Genomic DNA, 19712 nt, shown 5'->3' with positions numbered 1-19712 from the left:
TAGCGCATTTATTTTAATCTTTAGTATCCTTGCGAATTAAATATTTTTCTATCTTTCTCATAAATCTGCTTCTTATCAAATAGAAATAAGCAAAATAAATTACAATATATATACATTGAAATCTGGTATCTGTACTTGTCAGCATAAAGTGAAATTAAAACACCTGCATAAAGAATAATAGCTGAATATAAATTTAATTTTCCTAAATTACTTAAATACTCATCAACATCTGTAATTTCATATATCCTTTTTGTTTTCGATAATTTTTTATTAATTATAGCTTCTGGTTTTTTCAATATGTAAAATACACCATTAAGAGCATATATTAAAAATATTATTGAACATATAGCTAAAGTAAAAATATAAAAATTCATGACTATCTCCTTCCATATATATATTGTAATTAATTTTCTACATTATATGTTTAATTGAGCATTTGACTTGCTAGAGTTCAAGTGCAAATTTATTATTTCAGCGTATATACAGATAAATAACTTAGGAATTTTATTTATTAGATGAACATATTTACAAGGTTTCTAAAACTTTAAGTTCGTGTCTTCACTAGAAATCATAAATATATTTGTGAAGAAAACATTTGAAAATGAGCTGTTAAAGGTTCTTAGCTGTAGGTTGCTCCATTTTAGCTTGTGAAGTGAGAGTCCAAAATTTTATTTTGGGTTCTCGAACTTCCTCAGTGAATGTAATGAGTCGATCTTCCCTAGGAAAGTTGGAGCATGCTAAAGTGGCTACAACCTGCTGCTTAGAACCTTCAGCGATATTTTCATAGCTTTTCGGAATCAAAATATTTATGATTTCGGTAAGTTATCACATAAATGCAGTTTTAAATTTAGGTATCTATATATTATAAAATTACTAAATAAAAAATATCGCAAATTCATATGAATACAGCGATATTTTACTATCTATATTATTTATTATTATTGCTTAAACTTATGCAAATCTTTCAATAAATTCATTTAATCTTTTTAAATTAGCATTTATACTTTCAATAGTAGCGCTTATTTCTTCAATAGCTGCTGCTTGTTCTTCACTTTCTGATGCTGATTCATTTACAGCTCCAATTATAGTATTTATTGACTGATTCATATTCATAACAATATCATTTATTGTTTTAGTTGATTCCTTACTTTGGCTTGCAAGCTTTCTGATTTCAGTTGATACAACATTAAATCCTTTGCCATGTTCACCAGCTCTTGCAGATTCAATAGCTGCATTTAACCCTAGTAAATTCGTTTGATCAGCGATACTCTTAATAATTTCTATAGCGTCTGATGTTTTCTTTGAAGTCTCCATAACATCTTGAGCCTGCTTTAGAGTCTTTTGTCCAGTTAGAGCAAAATTTGAGGCAGAATTAGCTAATTCACTAACACTTGTAGAAACTTGGTCTAATGATTCTGATATTTCTGAAACACTATTTACCAATCTAGTAGTATCATCTAAATCAATTCCATCACTAATTGTTCCAATGATCTTCCCTTTTGAATTTCTAATAGGTATTGATATAACTTTTATTTCTTTCCCTGATACATTTGTATCACCTTTTTCAAGTTTTCCACTTCTTAAAGAATCTTTTATAACATCTAATGGTTCAGAGCCAGCTCTAAGTTGCAACTGAAATCCTTTAGGATCTTCATATTCTATATATTTTTCAGTATCTGTTAATCCAAACGCTGTATCATCTCTTGATAGATCGTTAAGATATGGCAAAACAATAGAAAATGCCCTTAAAATTTCCTCGTCTGTTAAATTCTCAGTTAAATGTTCTTTATATCCCATGATAATCCTCCTCAAATATTTATATTCACCTATACTATCTTCTTAATAATATTAATTATTCTACATAAGTAGTCAAATTCCTTTATTATTTTGCAAATATCAATCTATTTTCATTAATATAATTAAACAATAAACTATAAATAATATTGCTTTAATCTCAAATAAATCTCTAAGTTATCTTTATAATTTGAATGTAAATAAATTATAGATTTCATCTTCTATTTAGTTTGTTAGTAAAGCTTATAATATTTTTCTATTAACCCCAGATTCTGTAACATTACACCACTGTGCCTAGCAGAATTTTATCTAAACAAAAACTGCGATTTCATTTTTTTATTATATAACTTAAAATACTCACACAACAAAAATAACGCTTTATTAAGAATAAGCGAATAATATTAAATCTTGAATACCTATAAATTTTTCATCATTAAATATTCTGTGTAATATGATCCATCTTTTAATTTAAAAGAGTTGCTTCTTGTCCCATACTTTTTAAAACCAAATTCTTCATATAAGTTTATTGCCTTATAGTTATCACTTGCTACCTCTAATTCAACTTGTTCAAATCCTACTTTTTTTGCATATTTTAAGATTTCAGTTAACAAAGCTTTTCCAACTCCAAGATTCCAAGCTTCTTTAATAACTGCTATTCCAAAATTTGCTCTGTGTGAAACTTTAATCATATTTCCAATAGTACATATGCTTGAATTTCCAACAAGTTTATCATCAATAAATGCTGAAATCATTGCATCCTTATTACTTTCATTAATGTCATTGATGAATTTTTCTTCATCTTCTATAGTCATAGTAATTTCTTCTGTATACCTAAGCATATAGTCTGTTTCTGATGATGCCTTTCTTAAGTAATCAATTAATTTTTCTGCATCCTTTACATCAGGACTTCTTAATATGCATTCTTCTCCATTTTTCAATTTTACTTTTTTGTCTTCAAATATCATAATTAACAACTCCACTCATTATAACATAAGTCTGTCCAAATTTTATATAACATTTTGAAACCTTACCATATTATAACACAAATTTAAAACATCACATTAATTTACAAGAAAATCTCCTTCTCAGGTTATGTATTTCTTATACTTTTAAAAGTTATGCTTAGTTTCACTCCAATATAAATTCCTATAGAATAAAATAATGGTGAAAAAGTACTATAAGAAATTTGTTTTAAAACAGATCTTATCACAGTATTTTTTCACCAAGATATCACTCTATTAAATTTTAAATAAATACTTTCATTATGGAATCTAATCTTATAAATTTTCTTACTTTAGATTAACTTTTCTGGGATGAATTTAGATGAAATTCTCTTTATTAGAAAATAATCAAGTATTAGAAGAACTCCTCCTGCTACAATAATTATAAAATTACTAAGTAATAGCACTCCTGTCATCTGACCAATTAATACAAGAATAACTGGGATTACAAGAAGTCCGCTTATTTGTTGTGCTTCTTGGAAAGTTTCCGACTTTGCTGACACCATAACTGTAAGTATCAACGATAGCAAATTAATTGCAGGTGAAAGCCAAAGTATAATTATCAGCCATTTTATATCTGGAAAGATAAGTTCTCCAAAGTATATAAAGCCACCTATATTAAATATTATTCCAATTGCTATAAATGAGATCAAAGTCACAATATACGATGGAATAAATACACCTAAAATTTTAGCTCTAAGTAATTGCTCCATTGATGTTGGAGTATAAAGCAAGGACTCTAAAGTTTTATGTTCCTTTTCTCCTACAAAACTACTAGCCCCAATAACTGCTGAACACATTATAGGTATTATAAGAAAATATGATGGAAACATGAAGTTTATGGCTACTTTTACTAGTAATTGAGCTGGAGTGTATGTTGTATATTCATAAGGTAATTTCCTTATAAGAGGAGCCATTTTTGTAATAGTGCTTGAGTCACTTCCTATAAAATTTGCACCTATGAGTATTCCAAGAGGCACTATTATTGTCAAGATAATTGGAACAATAGTCATAGGAAGAATTACTCGTTTTGAACTTACTAACTCATTTATATCTTTATATATAAGTGCTTTTTCATTACTCTTCATATTCTAATCACTCCTGATTTATAAAGACACATCATCAGATGTACCTTTTATATATTTGAAATACAGCTGCTCCAAAGACCATTTTTGCTGCATCGCCTCATAAATTTCTCCATCATCTTTCGTTATGCTTTGTATTAGAGTATTTACCTCTTGGTCTCCTGAAATAGGTTTGCTATATATGCCATTGCCTTCATAGATAAATCCAAATTTATCAGAAATATTCTTTCCTCTAATTTTTAGTTGAAGTTTTGCATTTTTCTTTGAAGCAAGTTCATCAAAGGTGCCTACCCCAAGGATATTCCCATTGTTTATAAAACCATACTGAGTACATATATCTTCAGCATATTTTAATTGATGTGTACAAAGAAATATTGTAACTTCATTTTCTTCTGCAAGTTCCTTTACAAGCTTTGTAACATTTAATGCGTTTTCTGGATCTAAACCAGACGTTGGTTCATCAAGAAATAAAATTTGGGGATTATGAACTAATGCTATAGCTAATGAAACTCTCTTTCTCATTCCTGTACTAAAAGATTTAACCTTCTTATCTTTCACCTCTAGCAGCTCTAACCTTTTTAATATAGAATCAGTACGTTCATTAAGTAAATTTTCTTCAACTCCGTGCATTTTTCCAAAGAACATTAAGTTTTGTTTTCCAGTGAGATTCTCATAACAGCTGGAGCTTTCAGTCATAACTCCACATAATCTATGAATTTCAATGTTATTTTCCAAAACAGGAATCCCTAAAATTTCGGCATGACCAGATGTCGCTGAAAGAATTCCATTCAGAATTCTAACTGTTGTAGTTTTTCCTGAACCATTAGGTCCAAGAAAGCCAAATATCTCGCCTTTTGGTATGCTCAAATTTATATCATTCAAAGCATTAGTCTTTCCATCATAAGACTTGTTGAGATTCTCTATATTTATTGCATTCATTTTATTCATCCAACTTTCTCTTCAGTTTTTTAACAAGGAATTTGTATGCTTCCTCTTCTCTTAATGATACAAATGCCAGATTTTCAGTAATTGTAGCAACAAGATTTTTCTTTATTGTTATCTCATCTACAGGAGTGCTCGTTCCAATATAGCTATTATCCTCAAGCCATTTATCAACCTTAGTAAAATAATCGTTTCCTTTAAATTTCAATGGAAACTTTATTTTGCAGACAGTATTTACATACTTCTCTAAGGCACATATGGCCTTTTCCTTCTCTTTGTGCATTGAATAACCTTGTGCTGCAACAATATGAATTCCTAAAACATCATTTGTCAAAATCTCATTAAGATTAAAAGACTCAATGATCTGAACACCTTGAGAATAGATCTTTTCAAACAAAACTGGCTCCATAATATTTATTGAAAGATAGTTGTTTAAAAGTGTTAACATGTTTATTACATTATTAAATACAAGTATTTGATTAACCTCATTTGCTTTATCAATTTCTCCTTGCATCTTGTATGCATTAATTAGTATTGCATCTTCACCACTATACGGTATTAATTTATTATTCAATAATCGAATAACTTCTTCGCTATTTCCTAATGACATTTGTGCCAATGCTTCCATGGTATTTGAAATCTTTATTTCAGAAATATTATTTGATTCTTCTTTTATTCTCTTGCTTAATAATATACATTTCTGAAAAATTTCATTTTTTATATCATCAGTTTTTGCTAATATAGAATAATTTATTAATAATTGAATCATAGAAATCAAAAAAGGAAAGCAAGAATAGTATTTTTTTATTAACTTCTCACATTTATTTATTACTTCATCAAATGGATTTATAGCAAATTCATTTGAAAGTTCCTTATAAATCTTTTTAATGTCTTCTTTTGTAAGCTGCGGGGAATATCCTAATAATTCATCAACCGAAATATTAAAGTAAGTCGCAAGCTCAGGAAGAAGTAAGATATCTGGATAACTTAATCCAGATTCCCATTTAGAAACAGATGCTTTAGAAACTCCAATATAATCTGCTAATTGCTCCTGAGTTATTCCCTTCTCTTTCCTCTTATAAGCAATACATTCTCCTATATTTAACTTTTTCATATTCCTCACCTCTAATAATATTTTATGTGTTTCTATATTTTCCGTAAATGGATTCCTAGTTGATATTAGTAGAAAAAGTTAACCTACAAGAAACTTAATTATAGATAAACAATATATAAGCTAGACTTATGCAATAATCCACCGAAAGTAAAAACATTGTTATTTCACAGGACTATGAAAATTTCGCTGAAAGTGCTAAATTGCAGGTTGTTCAACTAATGCTTGCTCCCAATTTCATTGTGACAAGCATTAGTTGAACAACCTACGATTAAGATCTTTTAACAGCTCATTTTCAATGCCTGCTGCATAAAAATGTTTCTACTTTCTAGTATGATATTTATTGCAAATTATAAATCAAATTCTTAAGTTGTTTATCTATACTAACTTTAAACTTCACATTTTTAGATATAAAAATACTCCCATTAAAATAACAGATTTTTATTTTTTATCTGTTTACCTTAAAGGGAGCATATCATCTTCTTTGAATAATACGATTTTTCAGCATTATATTTAATTTCAATAATTTACCATTTAGCCTTTGAGTCCATTTGCTTGTCGCTCCATATTCTCTATGACAACATCATATATTTCTCCTAGAGAAGCACAATACTCAAGTACTTGCCATGGAACATTTGTGTGGAAATGAATCTTAATTAATTCCTCATCTCCAACTGCAAGCAGAGAATCTCCCTCAATGTTTTTTGTTATATATTCATTTATTTCATCTTCTGAAAGATTTTTTCCTTCAATTAATAATTGCGTATCAAATTTATATTCAAGCATATTTTTCCTCCTCTTCCTCTTTAAATAAATAATCTTAAAAATATAATAAACTTTACTGCAGATATTTCTTATAATCTCCTTAATTTATGATATTATTAATGATCTTAATTGGACAAGAACTTATTGCTTTATCTCAGCATACTTTTTAATTATTGCCAATTTCTTTAGTCCAAAATTCATAATCCAAAAAATTAATACGGTAATGAACGGGAGAACTAATTTAATTGAGTCTAACTGAGGAACTTGCGTAAGACATGCTCCAATTATTAAGTCTCTTTTTTAAAATTATCCATTTATAATCCCTTAATTTCTTTTTCGAAATTATCTCTATCTTCTTGGCTTTCAAATAATTTGAACCAATCACATATTTCTATTGCAAAGTCAATAAAAGCTGTTCCCTGAGCCGTTATTACATTTTTATCTCTCACTGCTCTTTTAGGCACAAAATTCTCTCTTGGAAATGGGTCATTTTCTCCATATATATCAATATGTTTTTGTGTCCATTGATTAATAGGCGTAGTATACTTAACATTATTTAAAACTCCAGACTTTGCTAAGAAAACTGTTCCTGCTCCACATATACCGCCTACTAATTTCCCCTCTAAATATATTTTATTGATAAGTTCTAGTAATTCTGGTTTTACATCACCATACCATCCTCCAGTAATAATTAATCCATCTACGTCATAATTTAAGACCTCTTTAACTAATTTATCTGATTTATATAAGAAACCAGAGCGTCCTTTAATCATTTTATCTTCATAGGAGATTGTAATTATTTCTTTACCTGCCTCTGAACTTAGTAAATGACTGATAAATGTAACTTCATAGTCTGTCATTTCATCAAAAATGAAAAATAATATTTTATCCATATAATCCCCTTCCCTATGTTCATATTCATAAACTTTCCTATAATCTTGTTAGTTAGAAGTATGTATTTCAAACCAATTACTTCTCGAATTAACATAGTCTACCACTTTTACCTCTCATAAATTTTCATGATATATAATCTACATATTAGCTTATGTATTGTCACTTTCAATTTGATTCTTACATTACCATTTCTATCTTAACCTTTGGTTTACCAGAATTTTAAATATAAATATATTACGTGAATATATATTACGAATTATATTCCTCTTTAAAAAAATATCTCTTGGATGGAAATGCAATTATGAGTCCTAACAGTGATTCTATAATATTTGGAGTATTATATGGATTGCTTGTCTTCATGGCTATAAAGAACATAGATACTACTAAAAAAAATACATTATAAATTATGATTTCTAAGTATGCCCATTTCTTAAGCTTAAAATATCCATAGGCTATTGTTAATAGAACTATAACGCTTAATACTCTAAGCGCACCATCTAAAAAATTATATACTGGAATTGGATAAACTCCAATCTTCTCCATAATGCTTTTCATAGGTGAAATTGATATTATAATTAAGGCTGCATAAATCAAACTCATATCTCCAATAAATATAACTATCATAGGTAGTTTTCTTTTCACGTGCACTCACTCCCCCGTATTCTATAATAATTTACAATAAACTTCCATCACAAATAAATTATAACATATATTGTAAATGTAGTTTTATTATTCGCATATTTATAGATAAACAATATATAACTTAGACTTATGTAATAACCTGCCGAAAGTAAAAACATTGTTATTTCACAGGACTATGAAAATTTCGCTGAAAGTACTAAATTGCAGGTTGCACCACTAATGCTTGCTCCCAATTTCATTGTGACAAGCATTAGTTGAACAACCTACAATTAAGAGCTTTTAACAGCTCATTTTCAATACCTGTTGCATAAAAATGTTTCTACTTTCTAATATGGTATTTATTGCAAAGTATAAATCAAATTCTTAAGTTGTTTATCTATATAGGATTCCATATTGATAACAATACATATCTACTGTTAAATTTCATGAATACCAGCGATATTGAAATTTTATAAGTTTGAATATCATTGTGGAACCCTACATATCAAATACAATCTCAAAATTATATAAAAAGATCCCAACTTCACAATATGAATTTGAGATCTTCTATCTTAACTTCTTCAATATTTTTAAGATTATTTATACTGCGTGCAAATCTTCTATAAGTATCAATTATCAGCTATGTACATTGATAGTGGACTTGTAATCTGAATATCTTATATATTTATATCTTTAAGCTCTACGCCACTAACCCCTGCTTTAAAACTTCTCATAAATAAATCGAAAGTACTTTTAATTAGTTGTGCATTCTCAAATTCAGAATTTAACTTAAGCACTTCAATTGCTGCTTCAATGGTGCAAAGTTCTCCTTCTGAAGCACCTTTTCTCAATGTATATTCTGATTTATTAATTGGATTTAATGAAATTCTTGGAAGCTTCTTTAAGTAGTCACTCTTTCTTAGTATCTTCTCTGCTTCTTTCCATGTGCCATCTAAGATAATAAATGCTGGAATTTTTTCTGAATCTTTGCATTTAGACTTTCTTTCTAGAGGCTCATCATCATCCATAGGAAATAATATATGTATTTCATAATCATCGCTATTAATATATTCTATTAATTTTTCAGGAGTCTTTACTCTCTCCCAAAGAATTAACTCAGTTGATTCTGGATTCACCAATTTCAATAATCTAGCGGTATTTGAAGGCCTACTAAATTCTCTTTCTGTTGATAATATCAATATCTTTGCTTTTGTCTTTATTTTAGGCACAATATCGCAGATACAATTTATTATTGGCAACCCACATTTATTGCAACTTTCATATAACTTAGTAATTTGCTTAACTTTAAATTCAGACTCCATTCTTCCTCCTATGTTGATCATATACTTTCCTAAATCCTCTCACTTCATCTACAAAACCAGACTTTTCATAAAACTTGTGTGCAGCGTCCCTATGTGCTGAGGATACTAAAATTGAATAAGCACAGTTCTTAGCTTTTGAAAATTCATCAAGAGCTTCCATTAATCTTTTTCCTACACCTTTTCCTCTCAATCCATCTTTAACAACTACATCTTCAATTACTAAAAAAGATACTTCCAATGATCTACAGCATATCCCAAGAGCAGTTCCAATTATTTTAGTATCTTCTTTAGCAACTGCCAAATAATAGTTCTCGTCCATCAGCATTTTCTCATATGTTTCAATAGATTTACTGATAGGAGTTTCAAACGGAGTAAGATTATTATATAATTCTAAAACCTGCGGAAGGTCATCTATATTCAACTTCTCTATAATCATAAAACTCCCACCTTATATTTAATTATTAATTCATAATTTATATTTATCATTCAGCGCAAAATTAATATGCTTCTAAATCTCTCTGCCCTTCTTGAAGCAACTTAGTGTATAAAGATCCAAAAGATACATTAACATACACATTTACAAAAATCATTCCAAAAGACATAAATACATCAAAATATTCGGGATGCCAATATTTTATAGCTGCTGCTGGAGCTATTACTAGTAAGCTCCAGCCTATAAAACTTATATATAACCAAAATATTTCTGAAATGTGTCCATCTGTCATTTTAATACTTCTATCAATTGCTTCTTGAATGCTTATATTAGGATTATCAGCCCATATATAGTATGTCATAGAATATTTTACAGCTGCTATTATCCCTGGGATTATTAATAATAATGACCATAATAGTGTAAGAATATTTACTGCTAACGTCATTCCTAATGCTTTAGTGAATTTCTTTGTGCCAGTAAATATATCTGAAAAATTAACATTCTCGCCTCTAACGATGTTTAATATTATACTAAAATATCCAAATGTAAATAATGCACCAAATATAATTTCTAATATCAAATTCCATATAACACTAGAATCTTGAAATAAGCCTCCTATAATACCTGCACAACTGTACACTAGCGTACTTAATATTCCAATTTTCCAATTGCCTTTCAAACTGTATCTTGCACTTTTTCTTATTTCTTTGCTCTCAATATCCATATATCTCCCTCTAAACTTCTCTCAAATTAATAATAAACTAGACCTGTTATCGATCTCCATAAAATATTTTTCTACTAACTTGCTATTGATTGAGTTCAAATTTAATTATTTCTAGTGCTACTAATACTAGTACATATTCTGAAATTTTGTCTAAGATATCATATTCCTAATTTCACTCAATGTGATATATAAATTTACAATCCAATTATACTTTTATAAATATAAAACTATAATTTTCTATAATTATGTCCTTTTTAAAATGTAATTTCCAATTTTAAAACCATAATTACTGTAGAAAGGTAACGCTTCATCATTGGCATATACCACATTAATTTGAATATCTGTTATAGCGTTAGATTCAAACCAGCTTAAAGCATTTGTCATAAGCTTGTCTCCTAACTTAAGCTTTCTATACTTTTTATCAATAAATATCGATTCTATCTCTCCTAAATTGTCTTCAATTGAGCTTAAACAATATCCTACATAATTTTCTGTTTCATTGTCTAGAAGCATATCTAACTTAATAACACCATTTTTAGCCTTTTTACAAATAGATTCTATTCTTTTGTCAAAAGTAAATCTGTCATATTTATCCTTAAAGTGTACAGATTTATTATAGTGAATAGAATTAAGTTGCTCCCATAATGGTTTCATTAACTCAATTTCTTTTATTCCCTTTTCAACAATAGAAATATTCATAACCCCTCCACTACTCAATTAATATTTAATACAAACTAACTTGCTATATAAACAAATTATAACAGTATTGTAAATAGTGGTAAATCCATTCTCTAATTAATTAATGATAATTTAAGATTATTTTTCTTCATTATTTAAAAGTCTTATTAAATTATCTTTATGTTTATATATCATTAAAACACATGCTATTAAACTACTTACTATTATTGAAACAGGTGCTTTCATAATTATACACATTAAAGGTATTGTTACCCCTATTGCAATTGACCTTATAGAAACTATACTTGTAAATAAACGCAATATAAAATGAACTGCAACTCCAACCAATGTTGGAATTGGTACAATTACAAAGAATGCACCAATAGTTGTATTAACGCCCTTCCCACCATTAAATCCTAGGAATGGAGTAAAATCGTGTCCCAAAATTACCGCTATAGCAATAATCGAAACATAAGTATCTATTGATATTTGTAGTTCAAAAATCTTTGCTAAACAAATTCCTAAGGCTACAGGAATTATACCTTTTGAAATATCCACTATTTGCGTAATAATAGATATTTTACGTCCTGCTACTCTATTAACATTGGTAGATCCTATATTCCCACTGCCTTTGGTCCTTATATCAATTCCGTGCAACTTTTTGATAATTAAGTATCCTGTTGGAATTGAACCACATAAAAAAGATACTATAATTGATAAAATAATAATCATATATTCACCCTAACTTTGTTCTATTTTTTAAATTTATAATAGTGAGATGCCCTAAAATTAGAACAATCCCCCATTATATTTCTTTTGTGCTCTAAACATCATCCTAAACCCCAATACAGCAAATATTACAAAACATATCCATCCATATTTTGTGTTTCCTATTAAATTAATAATGCCTGTCAGTATAATTCCAATTCCTATGATAATGCATCCTTTTCCAACTTCCTCAGTATAAGGTTTCTTATCACTTTCAGCAACCCTTGCATAATGATAATCATGAATCAATGTTATCTGCTCTTTTTTCCAAATACGCCATCCTAAAAATATAGAAATTAGTCCTAATGGGATTATTAATATCAAATTAATCACGTGCTCATCTCCCAATTAAATTATTATTTTTTATATTTATCAAATGCTTTTTCTGGATTAAAATGTATATTTTTAGAAAGATATATGAGCCAAACTAGAAAAGCAATCCAAAAATAGCTGACATAATAAAGCCAATAATCATCATTTTCCATCTCCTCAAGTAAAAATAGAAAATATCTAGTTTCTAACTAATTTCTATTGTAATTAATTCTAACATAAATAGTAAATATCACATTACCCATTTATTATTTTGAATAATGTGATATTTAAAATTCTTATTTATTTTTTAGGAGTTATATTAATCTATAAAGCAAACTTTACTCAACAAACTCTTTAAAACCTTCAGAATACTTTGTTGGTTGGAATTCTATTACATCATAATTAGCAACTCCATTTTTATAAAATGGATCTTCACTAATAATCTCATTTACCTCTTCTTTGCTTTTTGCGCTGCATAAAATTATTCCACCATCTCTAGGATTTTTTCTCCCTGAGCAGATAAAGTTGTTACTAGCATAGTATTTATTTAAGAATGTAATGTGATCTTCCAAATGCTTTTCAACCTCTTCTAGTGGTTTAACATAAGTTAAATTTACTATAAACATTTTCTTTCCCCCAAGTCTAAATTACAATTTGTTTTATAAATTATAACATACTTGTAAATATCGCACTATTAACTTTTCAAATTACATTATTTAAACTTCTACCTGCACATTTTGCTTTATTATTGCAAAAAAATATAGTAAACTCTACAAATTAGAAATTGCCTTGCTCAACTGACAAGTTAATTATGTCTTCTTCTGTAATCTTCCGTAATACTCTGCAAGGATTACCTACTGCAATTACCCCTGCTGGAATATCTTTATTTACTACGCTTCCTGCCCCAATAATGCTACCTTTTCCTATAGTAACTCCACTGCATACAGTTGAATTAGCACCAATCCATACGTCATCTTCTATTGTAATAGGTTTTGAGGTTCCAATCCCTTCTGCCCTTTGTGTTGAAAATATGGCATGTCCTGAGCAAGCCAAACAAACTCCAGGAGCTATAAATGCATTTGCACCAATGTAAACTGGCGATGTATCTAATATTACACAATTATAGTTAATCACAGCAAGCCCATGGGTATGTATATTAAAACCATAATCGCAACGAAATGACGGCTCAATAAATGTTAGGGGATGGCAAGTTCCATTCTTATAAATTCACCGTACCCAATAGGAGTATCTTTTTTATATATTTCCTTTACTATAAATCCTGCTCTTTTATAGCATTTAACTGCCCGCTCGTTGAAAGATCGCACCTCTAAAGCAATTATTTTCCTTGGATATAAATTAGCGCATTGCTGTTTTACTATCTCCATTAATGTGTTTCCTAGTCTTTGTCCACATAGAGATGGTTTTAATCCAACTCCAACAAGAATACATTCATTTTTCTCTTGTAGTCTTATATATCCACATAACTTATATTCCTCATCAATTACAGCAAAAAATTCCTTTTTTCTTTTCTCTTCTATTGTTATAGCCCATTTATTATCAAGTACTTTAGTCCACGATGGATAATTATATATAGAATATTCTCCATCATATTTCCAATTACAAATTTCTTTCGCATATAATTCTGTAAATTCTCCCAATATAAATCTCATTTCATATGCCTCTATCCCACTCACCCTATTTTAGAATTGCATAGTACTTGTACAACAAAAAATACCCCAAATTCGTTTTTGAACAATGAGATATTTTATAGATATATTTATTTTTTTCTCCAATTTTGTACTACCTCATTTGGATTTGGTCCTATATTATCATGTTCAACAATACAAGAATCTTGTTCTGCTTTTTTAAACCAGTCATCTAGGGGCTTTACTTTTTCTGCATATTCATCTGACATTTTGTTACCATAATAATCTGCATCCAATTTATTGTGTTCCCCAACTTTTTTTATATATTCTTCTTTGTCTTTCTTAGATACAATAAGGAAATGTTCCTGAAAAAATGTGTCATGTGGATATAAATTTTTTGACTGACTAGAATCACCTGGTTTTCTACGAATACCATCATCTATTTTCTTTAAAACATTATTATTCTCACGAACACTGTCTGTATTATCCACAAATATTGCATAGTCTATATATATTGATGGTGCAGAATAATCAAAAAGTTCGTCTAGATATTCTTCTGCAGTCATTCCAACTTTTGATGGAGTTCTGTTTCTTACAAAATGTAATTCCTTTAAATAACCATCACTACAATATTCACCAATCCGCTTTGCGTAATAATCTGATATCTCTTTGTTCCAATCCCTACCTTCAATATTTTCTTCAACTTGTTCATTTGAATTGGGATATTTTATATCTTCTGAATCTTTTGTCCACGAGTAATATTTTATATTATTTTCATAAAAAACATTATATTTTTTCCCATTACTTACGGCTTCAAGTTTAAAATATGTGGGTAATGTAACTCCAACATAATCTGCTTTATTATATTCCATTACATTCACAGTAAAGTCTTGTCCATATTTGTTATATAAGAAAGCCTTCACATTTTGTTCTGCTTCACGAGAAGCTAACTTATGATTACTACAACCTGTTATAACAAAAATAGCTACACCTATAAAAAGCGACACAATAGTTAGCTTTAGCGCATACTTCTTATTCATTATCCTTATTCCTTTATAAAAATATTTTAATAATCTATACCAGAATTCTCTAACCAAATTCTAAAATAAAAAAGGACTGTTTTATAAGTAAATTATAACATTACTTTACGGATACATATTACATATTCTCAAGTTGCTTATTTATTATATAGTGAAAATACTGACTGTAAATAAAAAATACAGATATCATTATTATAAAACTAACCATTATGATCATTTTTTTCTTCTTGTCTAGACAAACCCCATTGTCAATAATTTTTCTATTTAAAATTCCTACTGAAACAAGTGCTATGCTTAGTAATGAAACACTATACTTAATTGCATATATACTTAAACACATAGAAAATAAGTTAAGTATTATTCCTGATTTTACTGGATTTTTATAAATTATCGATTTCAAAATACACCTCCAATATTTACTCTATATCATCATGTCTAATATAAATTATAGTATATATTCTCAATAGAATATTATTTGATCCCCAAAAATTTTCTGTATAAAAATTACTATTCTGATTAATTGCAACATATTTTGTAAACATCACATTATTCAATTTTTAAAAAACATATTTTATATCAATTGCTGAATCAAATCTACAAATCAAATATAAAAAATGCCCCATTCTTCTATTCAACTAATGCGACATCTAAATCTAATGTATATTTTGTTTTTATTAATCTAAAAAACTATAACGCAATATTTCTTTGAATCACTTCTTCCACTTTTGCTTTATATTCTTCATTTATTGTAAACTTAAGACTTGAATTACTTTAAAAAAAACTACTAACTTTAAATTCGATTGTATTTGATGTTGTCCAATTATAACTCTTAATCTTAGACCACTTATAAAAATATCCCGACTTATATATTCCATTTTCTCTTATTTCTGAACTTCTTAACGATTTTATTATATTAGAGATTGAGAATTCTATCCAAAATATATTAGTAACAATATTATTAATAATACCGTTATTTCCATGTCTAACATAAAACTTTACATTTTGCCACAATAACAAGCACCAAACTATTATTAATACCAACCAAAAAATAGCTAATCCTATTCCTTTTTCTACTTTTAGAATACTTCTACCATGAATACATAATGTATATAAATCTTTTAATAATATTCCTGTTGTAAAAATAAAGAACACTATACCCAAAATTGAAAATCCATAAAACCCACTCAAGTGATTCACCTCACCATTTAAAATTAAACATTACTAATCTATTATAACATATATTGTAAATGTTTCATTATTATATATTTATTTCCTAAATATATGGTATAATTTCGTAAAAGGGTATTTAGGAGAAGAGCTATGTCAAATATTAAAGTAGTTTTTATAGTACTTTTAAATGTATTTTTTATTTCACTCGATTTAATAACAGATTACAATAAGAGCAGATATTTCATCTTCATATTTCCATTTCTTGGAGCAATCAATTATAAATATGTATTTTTAAATTCCAAATTAACTAATAACCAGAAATTCTTTGCTCAATTCTCTATTATAAGTGCTTTTATATTAGCTATTTTTTATACTTCTTATTTTATGGAATTTTAGTATTGCATATAAAAAAATCGCAAATTCAATTATTTGAACTGCTCCTCTTCAAGTAACATATTTTTTATTTGTCTATCTTAAAGGAAACATATCAACTTTTGAATAATGCGATTTTATAATTTTCTATTTATTTTTAGTGATTTATAGCTTATGAAAATGTGACAGAACTAGATTTAAAACTATTCTGCATCAAGCTTACAAACTTGGAATCTGATTAGCTTCAAATCATACTCTTTTACGTTACTATTTTTTCTTAACAGGAATCCAGATTTCGCTGTAGTAATTTTCATCTTGATTACCATTAGGATAATCAGCTATATCAGTGTACATTTCAATATTATAACCTGCTGCAATTTCATAATCCTTGCAATTAGGCAGCCATTCTGAAAAGATTTTTCTATTCATATCTTGCAACGATTTTGGCATTGCACCCTTGCAAGCAAAAACAGCCCATGTGTGTTTAGGAATAATCTTTGTGACAAAACCATTAGGTATTTCCATGGATGGATTATAATTATCTGCAATCAAATATTCAAACTCATCTGATCCCATGTTCTCATCTATGGATATTCCATACATTCCGCACACAAATTTTCCCTTCCCAGCTTCATAATGCTCTGTCCAAAACGGTGGAATTTCTGCAAATGCATTCTCATACTTAAACACCTTTGATACACCCATGACAGTAAACGAATCTTTTTCAACAATTTTGTAATCCATAATATAACCGCCTTCCAATAAAAACTTGATTTTCAGCGGAGCAAATGACTTAATCATCGCTCCATCTTTTCTAACAGCAGTAGGTGTGACACCATGAAATCGAGTAAAAGCTTTTGTGAAACTATCTGGTGATGCATATCCATATTTTAATGCAATATCAATGATTTTTTCATCAGTAGAAACGAGGTCACTGCCAGCAAGAGTAAGCCTGCGTTGTCTGATATACTCTCCAACCGTAAACCCACAAAGCATTGCAAAGCCTTTCTGGAAATAGAATGGAGACATAAATGTTTTTTCTGAAATATTTTTTATTGTTATTTCTTCAGTGATATTCTCCTCAATATAGCTGATAGCTTCACCAATTCCTTCAATCCATTTCATAATTATCCCCCTGTCTGTACATATATCTTATCTCTTTTCAAACGGTTATTCCCGACTTTTTGTGTTATGTTTTGTCCTTATAGAAATATTGTCCTTTAACCCTTTTTGCTTAGATATATACTAAGTGCCTTCATTTACGCTCTTTATATAAATCATTTTCTAAAAACATTCCCTTATTCACGAATCTCATTTGATAAATTTTACAGATATATTTTGGGTTCCTTTATAATTCTGTTTTTTATTGTTAACACTTTTGAAACCAGTAATTTCGGTTTATAAATAATTTTTCTTGCCTTTTTAGGGCACATTTTAACACAGCAAAAGCAACGTAAACATTGTTTTTCATTTATTTCTAAAGTTCCTTTGTCAATTGCACTCACAGGACATAGTTTTACACATATATTACAATGACTGCATTTGCTCATATCTGCAAAAGGAGTCTTTGTAAATAATCTGGCACTATTTTTAGGTACTATTTTTGCCATTAATGGTAACTTTCCTTGAGGAATTTTAAATGAAACATCCTCTAAACTATTTATATTTTCAATTTTTTTAATTATATTTTTTCCAAATTCTTCAGCCTTATTTAAATCATCATTGTTAGGACGATTTTGCGCAATAGGTATTTCTTCTGTGGAAAATGAATGTTCTCCTATAAATGAACCTGCTGCTACCACCTTAAAACCTGACTTTTGAGCTATAAAATCGAGCTGATTTAAGACTATTCCATCGCCAATATTTCCATAAACACTAACTAACACAACTGGGCTCCCATTCCCTTTTAAGTTTGCTAGAAAAGGATATACTATTTCAGGAATTTTTTCCTCATAAACAGGCACTCCAATTAATACTATTTCTCCATCAATTAAAGGAATGCCATCATCTCTTCTTGCTTTAGGTAATGTTAAATCAACTATCTTATCATTAACTATTCCCATTCCTTTTACGATTGAATTAATAATTTTTTTAGTTGTACCTGTTGGTGAAAAATATATTGTTGTTACTGAATTAATTAACATAATTATTCAACCCCATATTTACTTAATATGTTTATTTAATGTTACTTCTCCAGGAATACCTAAAGCGAATCTTAATTCATCAAAACTCAAATTTTCATTGAGTTCTTCAAATACTAATTTTTGAAGTGATGAAAGAACTGCAATTTCAGTGTCTAAAAGCGTACCATCAATATCAAATATAATACAATTATACATACCAACCTCCAGTATTAAAATTTATTATTCAGCATTTTACTATTACAAGTTAATCATAACATAAATTGTAAATGCCAGATTGCTCAATTTTTGAAGAACCCCTTTTAACTTGCTACGTCAAATACGAATATTATGTCTTAACGCTTATTTGTCTCGACAATAACTGGTGTACAAGTTGAAACAATATTAACGATGTGATTTAAGCACACGATCCCATAATGCGTTAAGGTTGGGTACACATCTCCACAAACTTGATGTGCAAAGGTATGTTCCTTAATAAAATCCAAATATCTTGATTTTGTATAAATCCTGAATGCATTTCCCTCAAATACCTCATAATCGTCCCATGAAGTAAATGACTCATTTGTTATTGAATAAGCGATATAAGATTCAAAATCCAGTTGTAAAGTTGGCAAATGCGCATCAATATTGATTGGATAACAGTCCGTAATAATCTTATCTACAATTACAAAATCTTCAGGTGTATCACTTACTTTGCAGCGATCAAAATACATTCTTAAACTATTTGTATAAGGTTCAGTTAATCCATAAAATTCTATGTCTTTAAGGCACATTAAACTAAAGTAATCCATGTAACCATCCCCTTTATTAATGCGTAATATGAGTTGTGTTGATTGCGATGTTGAGACCTAAAAATAGCACATAATTAAAATAAATCTATACTTAATTTTATA

General features: G+C 28.5%; 25 protein-coding genes and 1 pseudogene. 1 reads left to right on the top strand and 25 read right to left on the bottom strand.

The window, feature by feature from the left end:
- Positions 1-20: 20 nt before the first annotated feature.
- The 21 genes and pseudogenes from ACJDTP_RS12360 to ACJDTP_RS12260 form a co-directional block, all read right to left on the bottom strand.
- Entirely contained in the window at positions 21-374 is a 354-nt protein-coding gene (locus ACJDTP_RS12360) for a hypothetical protein (RefSeq protein WP_406761362.1), read from the bottom strand.
- A 577-nt stretch (positions 375-951) separates the two neighbouring features.
- Entirely contained in the window at positions 952-1797 is an 846-nt protein-coding gene (locus ACJDTP_RS12355) for a methyl-accepting chemotaxis protein (RefSeq protein WP_406761361.1), read from the bottom strand.
- Positions 1798-2210: 413 nt separating this feature from the next.
- On the bottom strand, positions 2211-2759 hold the full coding sequence (locus ACJDTP_RS12350) for a GNAT family N-acetyltransferase (RefSeq protein ID WP_406761360.1): 549 nt from the start codon (positions 2757-2759) through the stop codon (positions 2211-2213).
- 329 nt (positions 2760-3088) lie between these two features.
- Positions 3089-3883 (bottom strand): ABC transporter permease subunit, encoded by a 795-nt coding sequence (locus tag ACJDTP_RS12345; protein WP_406761359.1) that lies wholly within the window; start codon positions 3881-3883, stop codon positions 3089-3091.
- An 18-nt stretch (positions 3884-3901) separates the two neighbouring features.
- On the bottom strand, positions 3902-4819 hold the full coding sequence (locus tag ACJDTP_RS12340; protein WP_406761422.1) for an ABC transporter ATP-binding protein: 918 nt from the start codon (positions 4817-4819) through the stop codon (positions 3902-3904).
- 1 nt (position 4820) lies between these two features.
- Positions 4821-5936 carry a helix-turn-helix domain-containing protein gene (locus tag ACJDTP_RS12335; protein ID WP_406761358.1) on the bottom strand — a complete coding sequence of 372 codons (1116 nt, stop codon included), beginning with the start codon at positions 5934-5936 and terminating at the stop codon, positions 4821-4823.
- A 531-nt stretch (positions 5937-6467) separates the two neighbouring features.
- On the bottom strand, positions 6468-6719 hold the full coding sequence (locus ACJDTP_RS12330; protein ID WP_406761357.1) for a kinase to dihydroxyacetone kinase: 252 nt from the start codon (positions 6717-6719) through the stop codon (positions 6468-6470).
- A 293-nt stretch (positions 6720-7012) separates the two neighbouring features.
- Positions 7013-7591: a DJ-1/PfpI family protein gene (locus tag ACJDTP_RS12325; RefSeq protein WP_406761356.1), complete on the bottom strand. Its 579-nt coding sequence runs from the start codon at positions 7589-7591 to the stop codon at positions 7013-7015.
- A gap of 250 nt (positions 7592-7841) precedes the next feature.
- Positions 7842-8234, bottom strand: coding sequence for a hypothetical protein (locus ACJDTP_RS12320; RefSeq protein ID WP_406761355.1), 393 nt, complete (start codon positions 8232-8234; stop codon positions 7842-7844).
- Between the two features lie 656 nt (positions 8235-8890).
- Positions 8891-9535, bottom strand: coding sequence for a tRNA-uridine aminocarboxypropyltransferase (locus tag ACJDTP_RS12315; RefSeq protein WP_406761354.1), 645 nt, complete (start codon positions 9533-9535; stop codon positions 8891-8893).
- A complete protein-coding gene (locus ACJDTP_RS12310) occupies positions 9525-9971 on the bottom strand; it encodes a GNAT family N-acetyltransferase (RefSeq protein ID WP_270562840.1) in 447 nt (148 codons plus the stop codon). Before ACJDTP_RS12310 ends, ACJDTP_RS12315 begins: the two co-directional genes overlap by 11 nt.
- A gap of 61 nt (positions 9972-10032) precedes the next feature.
- On the bottom strand, positions 10033-10692 hold the full coding sequence (locus ACJDTP_RS12305; RefSeq protein WP_406761353.1) for a DUF975 family protein: 660 nt from the start codon (positions 10690-10692) through the stop codon (positions 10033-10035).
- Between the two features lie 243 nt (positions 10693-10935).
- A complete protein-coding gene (locus ACJDTP_RS12300; protein ID WP_406761352.1) occupies positions 10936-11391 on the bottom strand; it encodes a GNAT family N-acetyltransferase in 456 nt (151 codons plus the stop codon).
- Between the two features lie 117 nt (positions 11392-11508).
- Positions 11509-12102, bottom strand: a complete 594-nt coding sequence (plsY, locus tag ACJDTP_RS12295) for a glycerol-3-phosphate 1-O-acyltransferase PlsY (RefSeq protein WP_406761351.1) — start codon at positions 12100-12102, stop codon at positions 11509-11511.
- 57 nt (positions 12103-12159) lie between these two features.
- On the bottom strand, positions 12160-12471 hold the full coding sequence (locus ACJDTP_RS12290; RefSeq protein ID WP_406761350.1) for a DUF3784 domain-containing protein: 312 nt from the start codon (positions 12469-12471) through the stop codon (positions 12160-12162).
- Positions 12472-12788: 317 nt separating this feature from the next.
- On the bottom strand, positions 12789-13076 hold the full coding sequence (locus tag ACJDTP_RS12285) for a YciI family protein (RefSeq protein WP_406761349.1): 288 nt from the start codon (positions 13074-13076) through the stop codon (positions 12789-12791).
- A 151-nt stretch (positions 13077-13227) separates the two neighbouring features.
- Positions 13228-13665, bottom strand: a pseudogene (locus ACJDTP_RS12280) (sugar O-acetyltransferase); the annotation flags it as partial.
- A complete protein-coding gene (locus ACJDTP_RS12275; RefSeq protein ID WP_406761348.1) occupies positions 13647-14120 on the bottom strand; it encodes a GNAT family N-acetyltransferase in 474 nt (157 codons plus the stop codon). The gene ACJDTP_RS12275 and the pseudogene ACJDTP_RS12280, both read right to left, overlap by 19 nt.
- A 107-nt stretch (positions 14121-14227) precedes the next feature.
- Positions 14228-15136 carry a hypothetical protein gene (locus ACJDTP_RS12270; RefSeq protein ID WP_406761347.1) on the bottom strand — a complete coding sequence of 303 codons (909 nt, stop codon included), beginning with the start codon at positions 15134-15136 and terminating at the stop codon, positions 14228-14230.
- Between the two features lie 118 nt (positions 15137-15254).
- Positions 15255-15536, bottom strand: coding sequence for a hypothetical protein (locus tag ACJDTP_RS12265; protein ID WP_406761346.1), 282 nt, complete (start codon positions 15534-15536; stop codon positions 15255-15257).
- 371 nt (positions 15537-15907) lie between these two features.
- Positions 15908-16324 carry a DUF5673 domain-containing protein gene (locus ACJDTP_RS12260; RefSeq protein ID WP_406761345.1) on the bottom strand — a complete coding sequence of 139 codons (417 nt, stop codon included), beginning with the start codon at positions 16322-16324 and terminating at the stop codon, positions 15908-15910.
- Between the two features lie 132 nt (positions 16325-16456).
- On the opposite strand from ACJDTP_RS12260, the gene ACJDTP_RS12255 reads away from it, so the two are divergent.
- Complete coding sequence (locus ACJDTP_RS12255) at positions 16457-16702, top strand: hypothetical protein (RefSeq protein ID WP_406761344.1); 246 nt, start codon at positions 16457-16459, stop codon at positions 16700-16702.
- 243 nt (positions 16703-16945) lie between these two features.
- Here the strand turns inward: ACJDTP_RS12255 and ACJDTP_RS12250 are convergent, their stop codons facing one another.
- From ACJDTP_RS12250 to ACJDTP_RS12235, 4 genes are all read right to left on the bottom strand, one after another.
- The gene (locus ACJDTP_RS12250; protein ID WP_406761343.1) at positions 16946-17803 is read right to left on the bottom strand and encodes an AraC family transcriptional regulator; all 858 of its coding nucleotides are present in this window, start codon (positions 17801-17803) and stop codon (positions 16946-16948) included.
- Positions 17804-18003: 200 nt separating this feature from the next.
- A complete protein-coding gene (locus ACJDTP_RS12245) occupies positions 18004-18822 on the bottom strand; it encodes an EFR1 family ferrodoxin (RefSeq protein WP_406761342.1) in 819 nt (272 codons plus the stop codon).
- Positions 18823-18840: 18 nt separating this feature from the next.
- Positions 18841-19017, bottom strand: coding sequence for an HAD hydrolase-like protein (locus tag ACJDTP_RS12240; RefSeq protein ID WP_406761341.1), 177 nt, complete (start codon positions 19015-19017; stop codon positions 18841-18843).
- A 137-nt stretch (positions 19018-19154) separates the two neighbouring features.
- On the bottom strand, positions 19155-19610 hold the full coding sequence (locus ACJDTP_RS12235; protein WP_078117205.1) for a hypothetical protein: 456 nt from the start codon (positions 19608-19610) through the stop codon (positions 19155-19157).
- Positions 19611-19712 lie beyond the last annotated feature (102 nt).

Source organism: Candidatus Clostridium helianthi, from assembly GCF_045310795.1.
GTDB classification, from domain to species: domain Bacteria; phylum Bacillota; class Clostridia; order Clostridiales; family Clostridiaceae; genus Clostridium; species Clostridium helianthi.
The sequence above is the reverse complement of the archived record's forward strand: the minus strand, read 5'-3'. Positions and strand labels throughout refer to the sequence as shown.

Bases quoted from the DNA above. Each gene is read 5' to 3' on its own strand.
- ACJDTP_RS12245 (WP_406761342.1), bottom strand. From the start codon at position 18,822: ATGTTAATTAATTCAGTAACAACAATATATTTTTCACCAACAGGTACA.
- ACJDTP_RS12360 (WP_406761362.1), bottom strand. From the start codon at position 374: ATGAATTTTTATATTTTTACTTTAGCTATATGTTCAATAATATTTTTA.
- ACJDTP_RS12240 (WP_406761341.1), bottom strand. From the start codon at position 19,017: ATGTATAATTGTATTATATTTGATATTGATGGTACGCTTTTAGACACT.
- ACJDTP_RS12325 (WP_406761356.1), bottom strand. From the start codon at position 7,591: ATGGATAAAATATTATTTTTCATTTTTGATGAAATGACAGACTATGAA.
- ACJDTP_RS12345 (WP_406761359.1), bottom strand. From the start codon at position 3,883: ATGAAGAGTAATGAAAAAGCACTTATATATAAAGATATAAATGAGTTA.
- ACJDTP_RS12335 (WP_406761358.1), bottom strand. From the start codon at position 5,936: ATGAAAAAGTTAAATATAGGAGAATGTATTGCTTATAAGAGGAAAGAG.
- ACJDTP_RS12255 (WP_406761344.1), top strand. From the start codon at position 16,457: ATGTCAAATATTAAAGTAGTTTTTATAGTACTTTTAAATGTATTTTTT.
- ACJDTP_RS12355 (WP_406761361.1), bottom strand. From the start codon at position 1,797: ATGGGATATAAAGAACATTTAACTGAGAATTTAACAGACGAGGAAATT.
- ACJDTP_RS12270 (WP_406761347.1), bottom strand. From the start codon at position 15,136: ATGAATAAGAAGTATGCGCTAAAGCTAACTATTGTGTCGCTTTTTATA.
- ACJDTP_RS12275 (WP_406761348.1), bottom strand. From the start codon at position 14,120: ATGAGATTTATATTGGGAGAATTTACAGAATTATATGCGAAAGAAATT.
- ACJDTP_RS12305 (WP_406761353.1), bottom strand. From the start codon at position 10,692: ATGGATATTGAGAGCAAAGAAATAAGAAAAAGTGCAAGATACAGTTTG.
- ACJDTP_RS12330 (WP_406761357.1), bottom strand. From the start codon at position 6,719: ATGCTTGAATATAAATTTGATACGCAATTATTAATTGAAGGAAAAAAT.
- ACJDTP_RS12285 (WP_406761349.1), bottom strand. From the start codon at position 13,076: ATGTTTATAGTAAATTTAACTTATGTTAAACCACTAGAAGAGGTTGAA.
- ACJDTP_RS12250 (WP_406761343.1), bottom strand. From the start codon at position 17,803: ATGAAATGGATTGAAGGAATTGGTGAAGCTATCAGCTATATTGAGGAG.
- ACJDTP_RS12350 (WP_406761360.1), bottom strand. From the start codon at position 2,759: ATGATATTTGAAGACAAAAAAGTAAAATTGAAAAATGGAGAAGAATGC.
- plsY (WP_406761351.1), bottom strand. From the start codon at position 12,102: ATGATTATTATTTTATCAATTATAGTATCTTTTTTATGTGGTTCAATT.
- ACJDTP_RS12340 (WP_406761422.1), bottom strand. From the start codon at position 4,819: ATGAATGCAATAAATATAGAGAATCTCAACAAGTCTTATGATGGAAAG.
- ACJDTP_RS12300 (WP_406761352.1), bottom strand. From the start codon at position 11,391: ATGAATATTTCTATTGTTGAAAAGGGAATAAAAGAAATTGAGTTAATG.
- ACJDTP_RS12235 (WP_078117205.1), bottom strand. From the start codon at position 19,610: ATGGATTACTTTAGTTTAATGTGCCTTAAAGACATAGAATTTTATGGA.
- ACJDTP_RS12315 (WP_406761354.1), bottom strand. From the start codon at position 9,535: ATGGAGTCTGAATTTAAAGTTAAGCAAATTACTAAGTTATATGAAAGT.
- ACJDTP_RS12310 (WP_270562840.1), bottom strand. From the start codon at position 9,971: ATGATTATAGAGAAGTTGAATATAGATGACCTTCCGCAGGTTTTAGAA.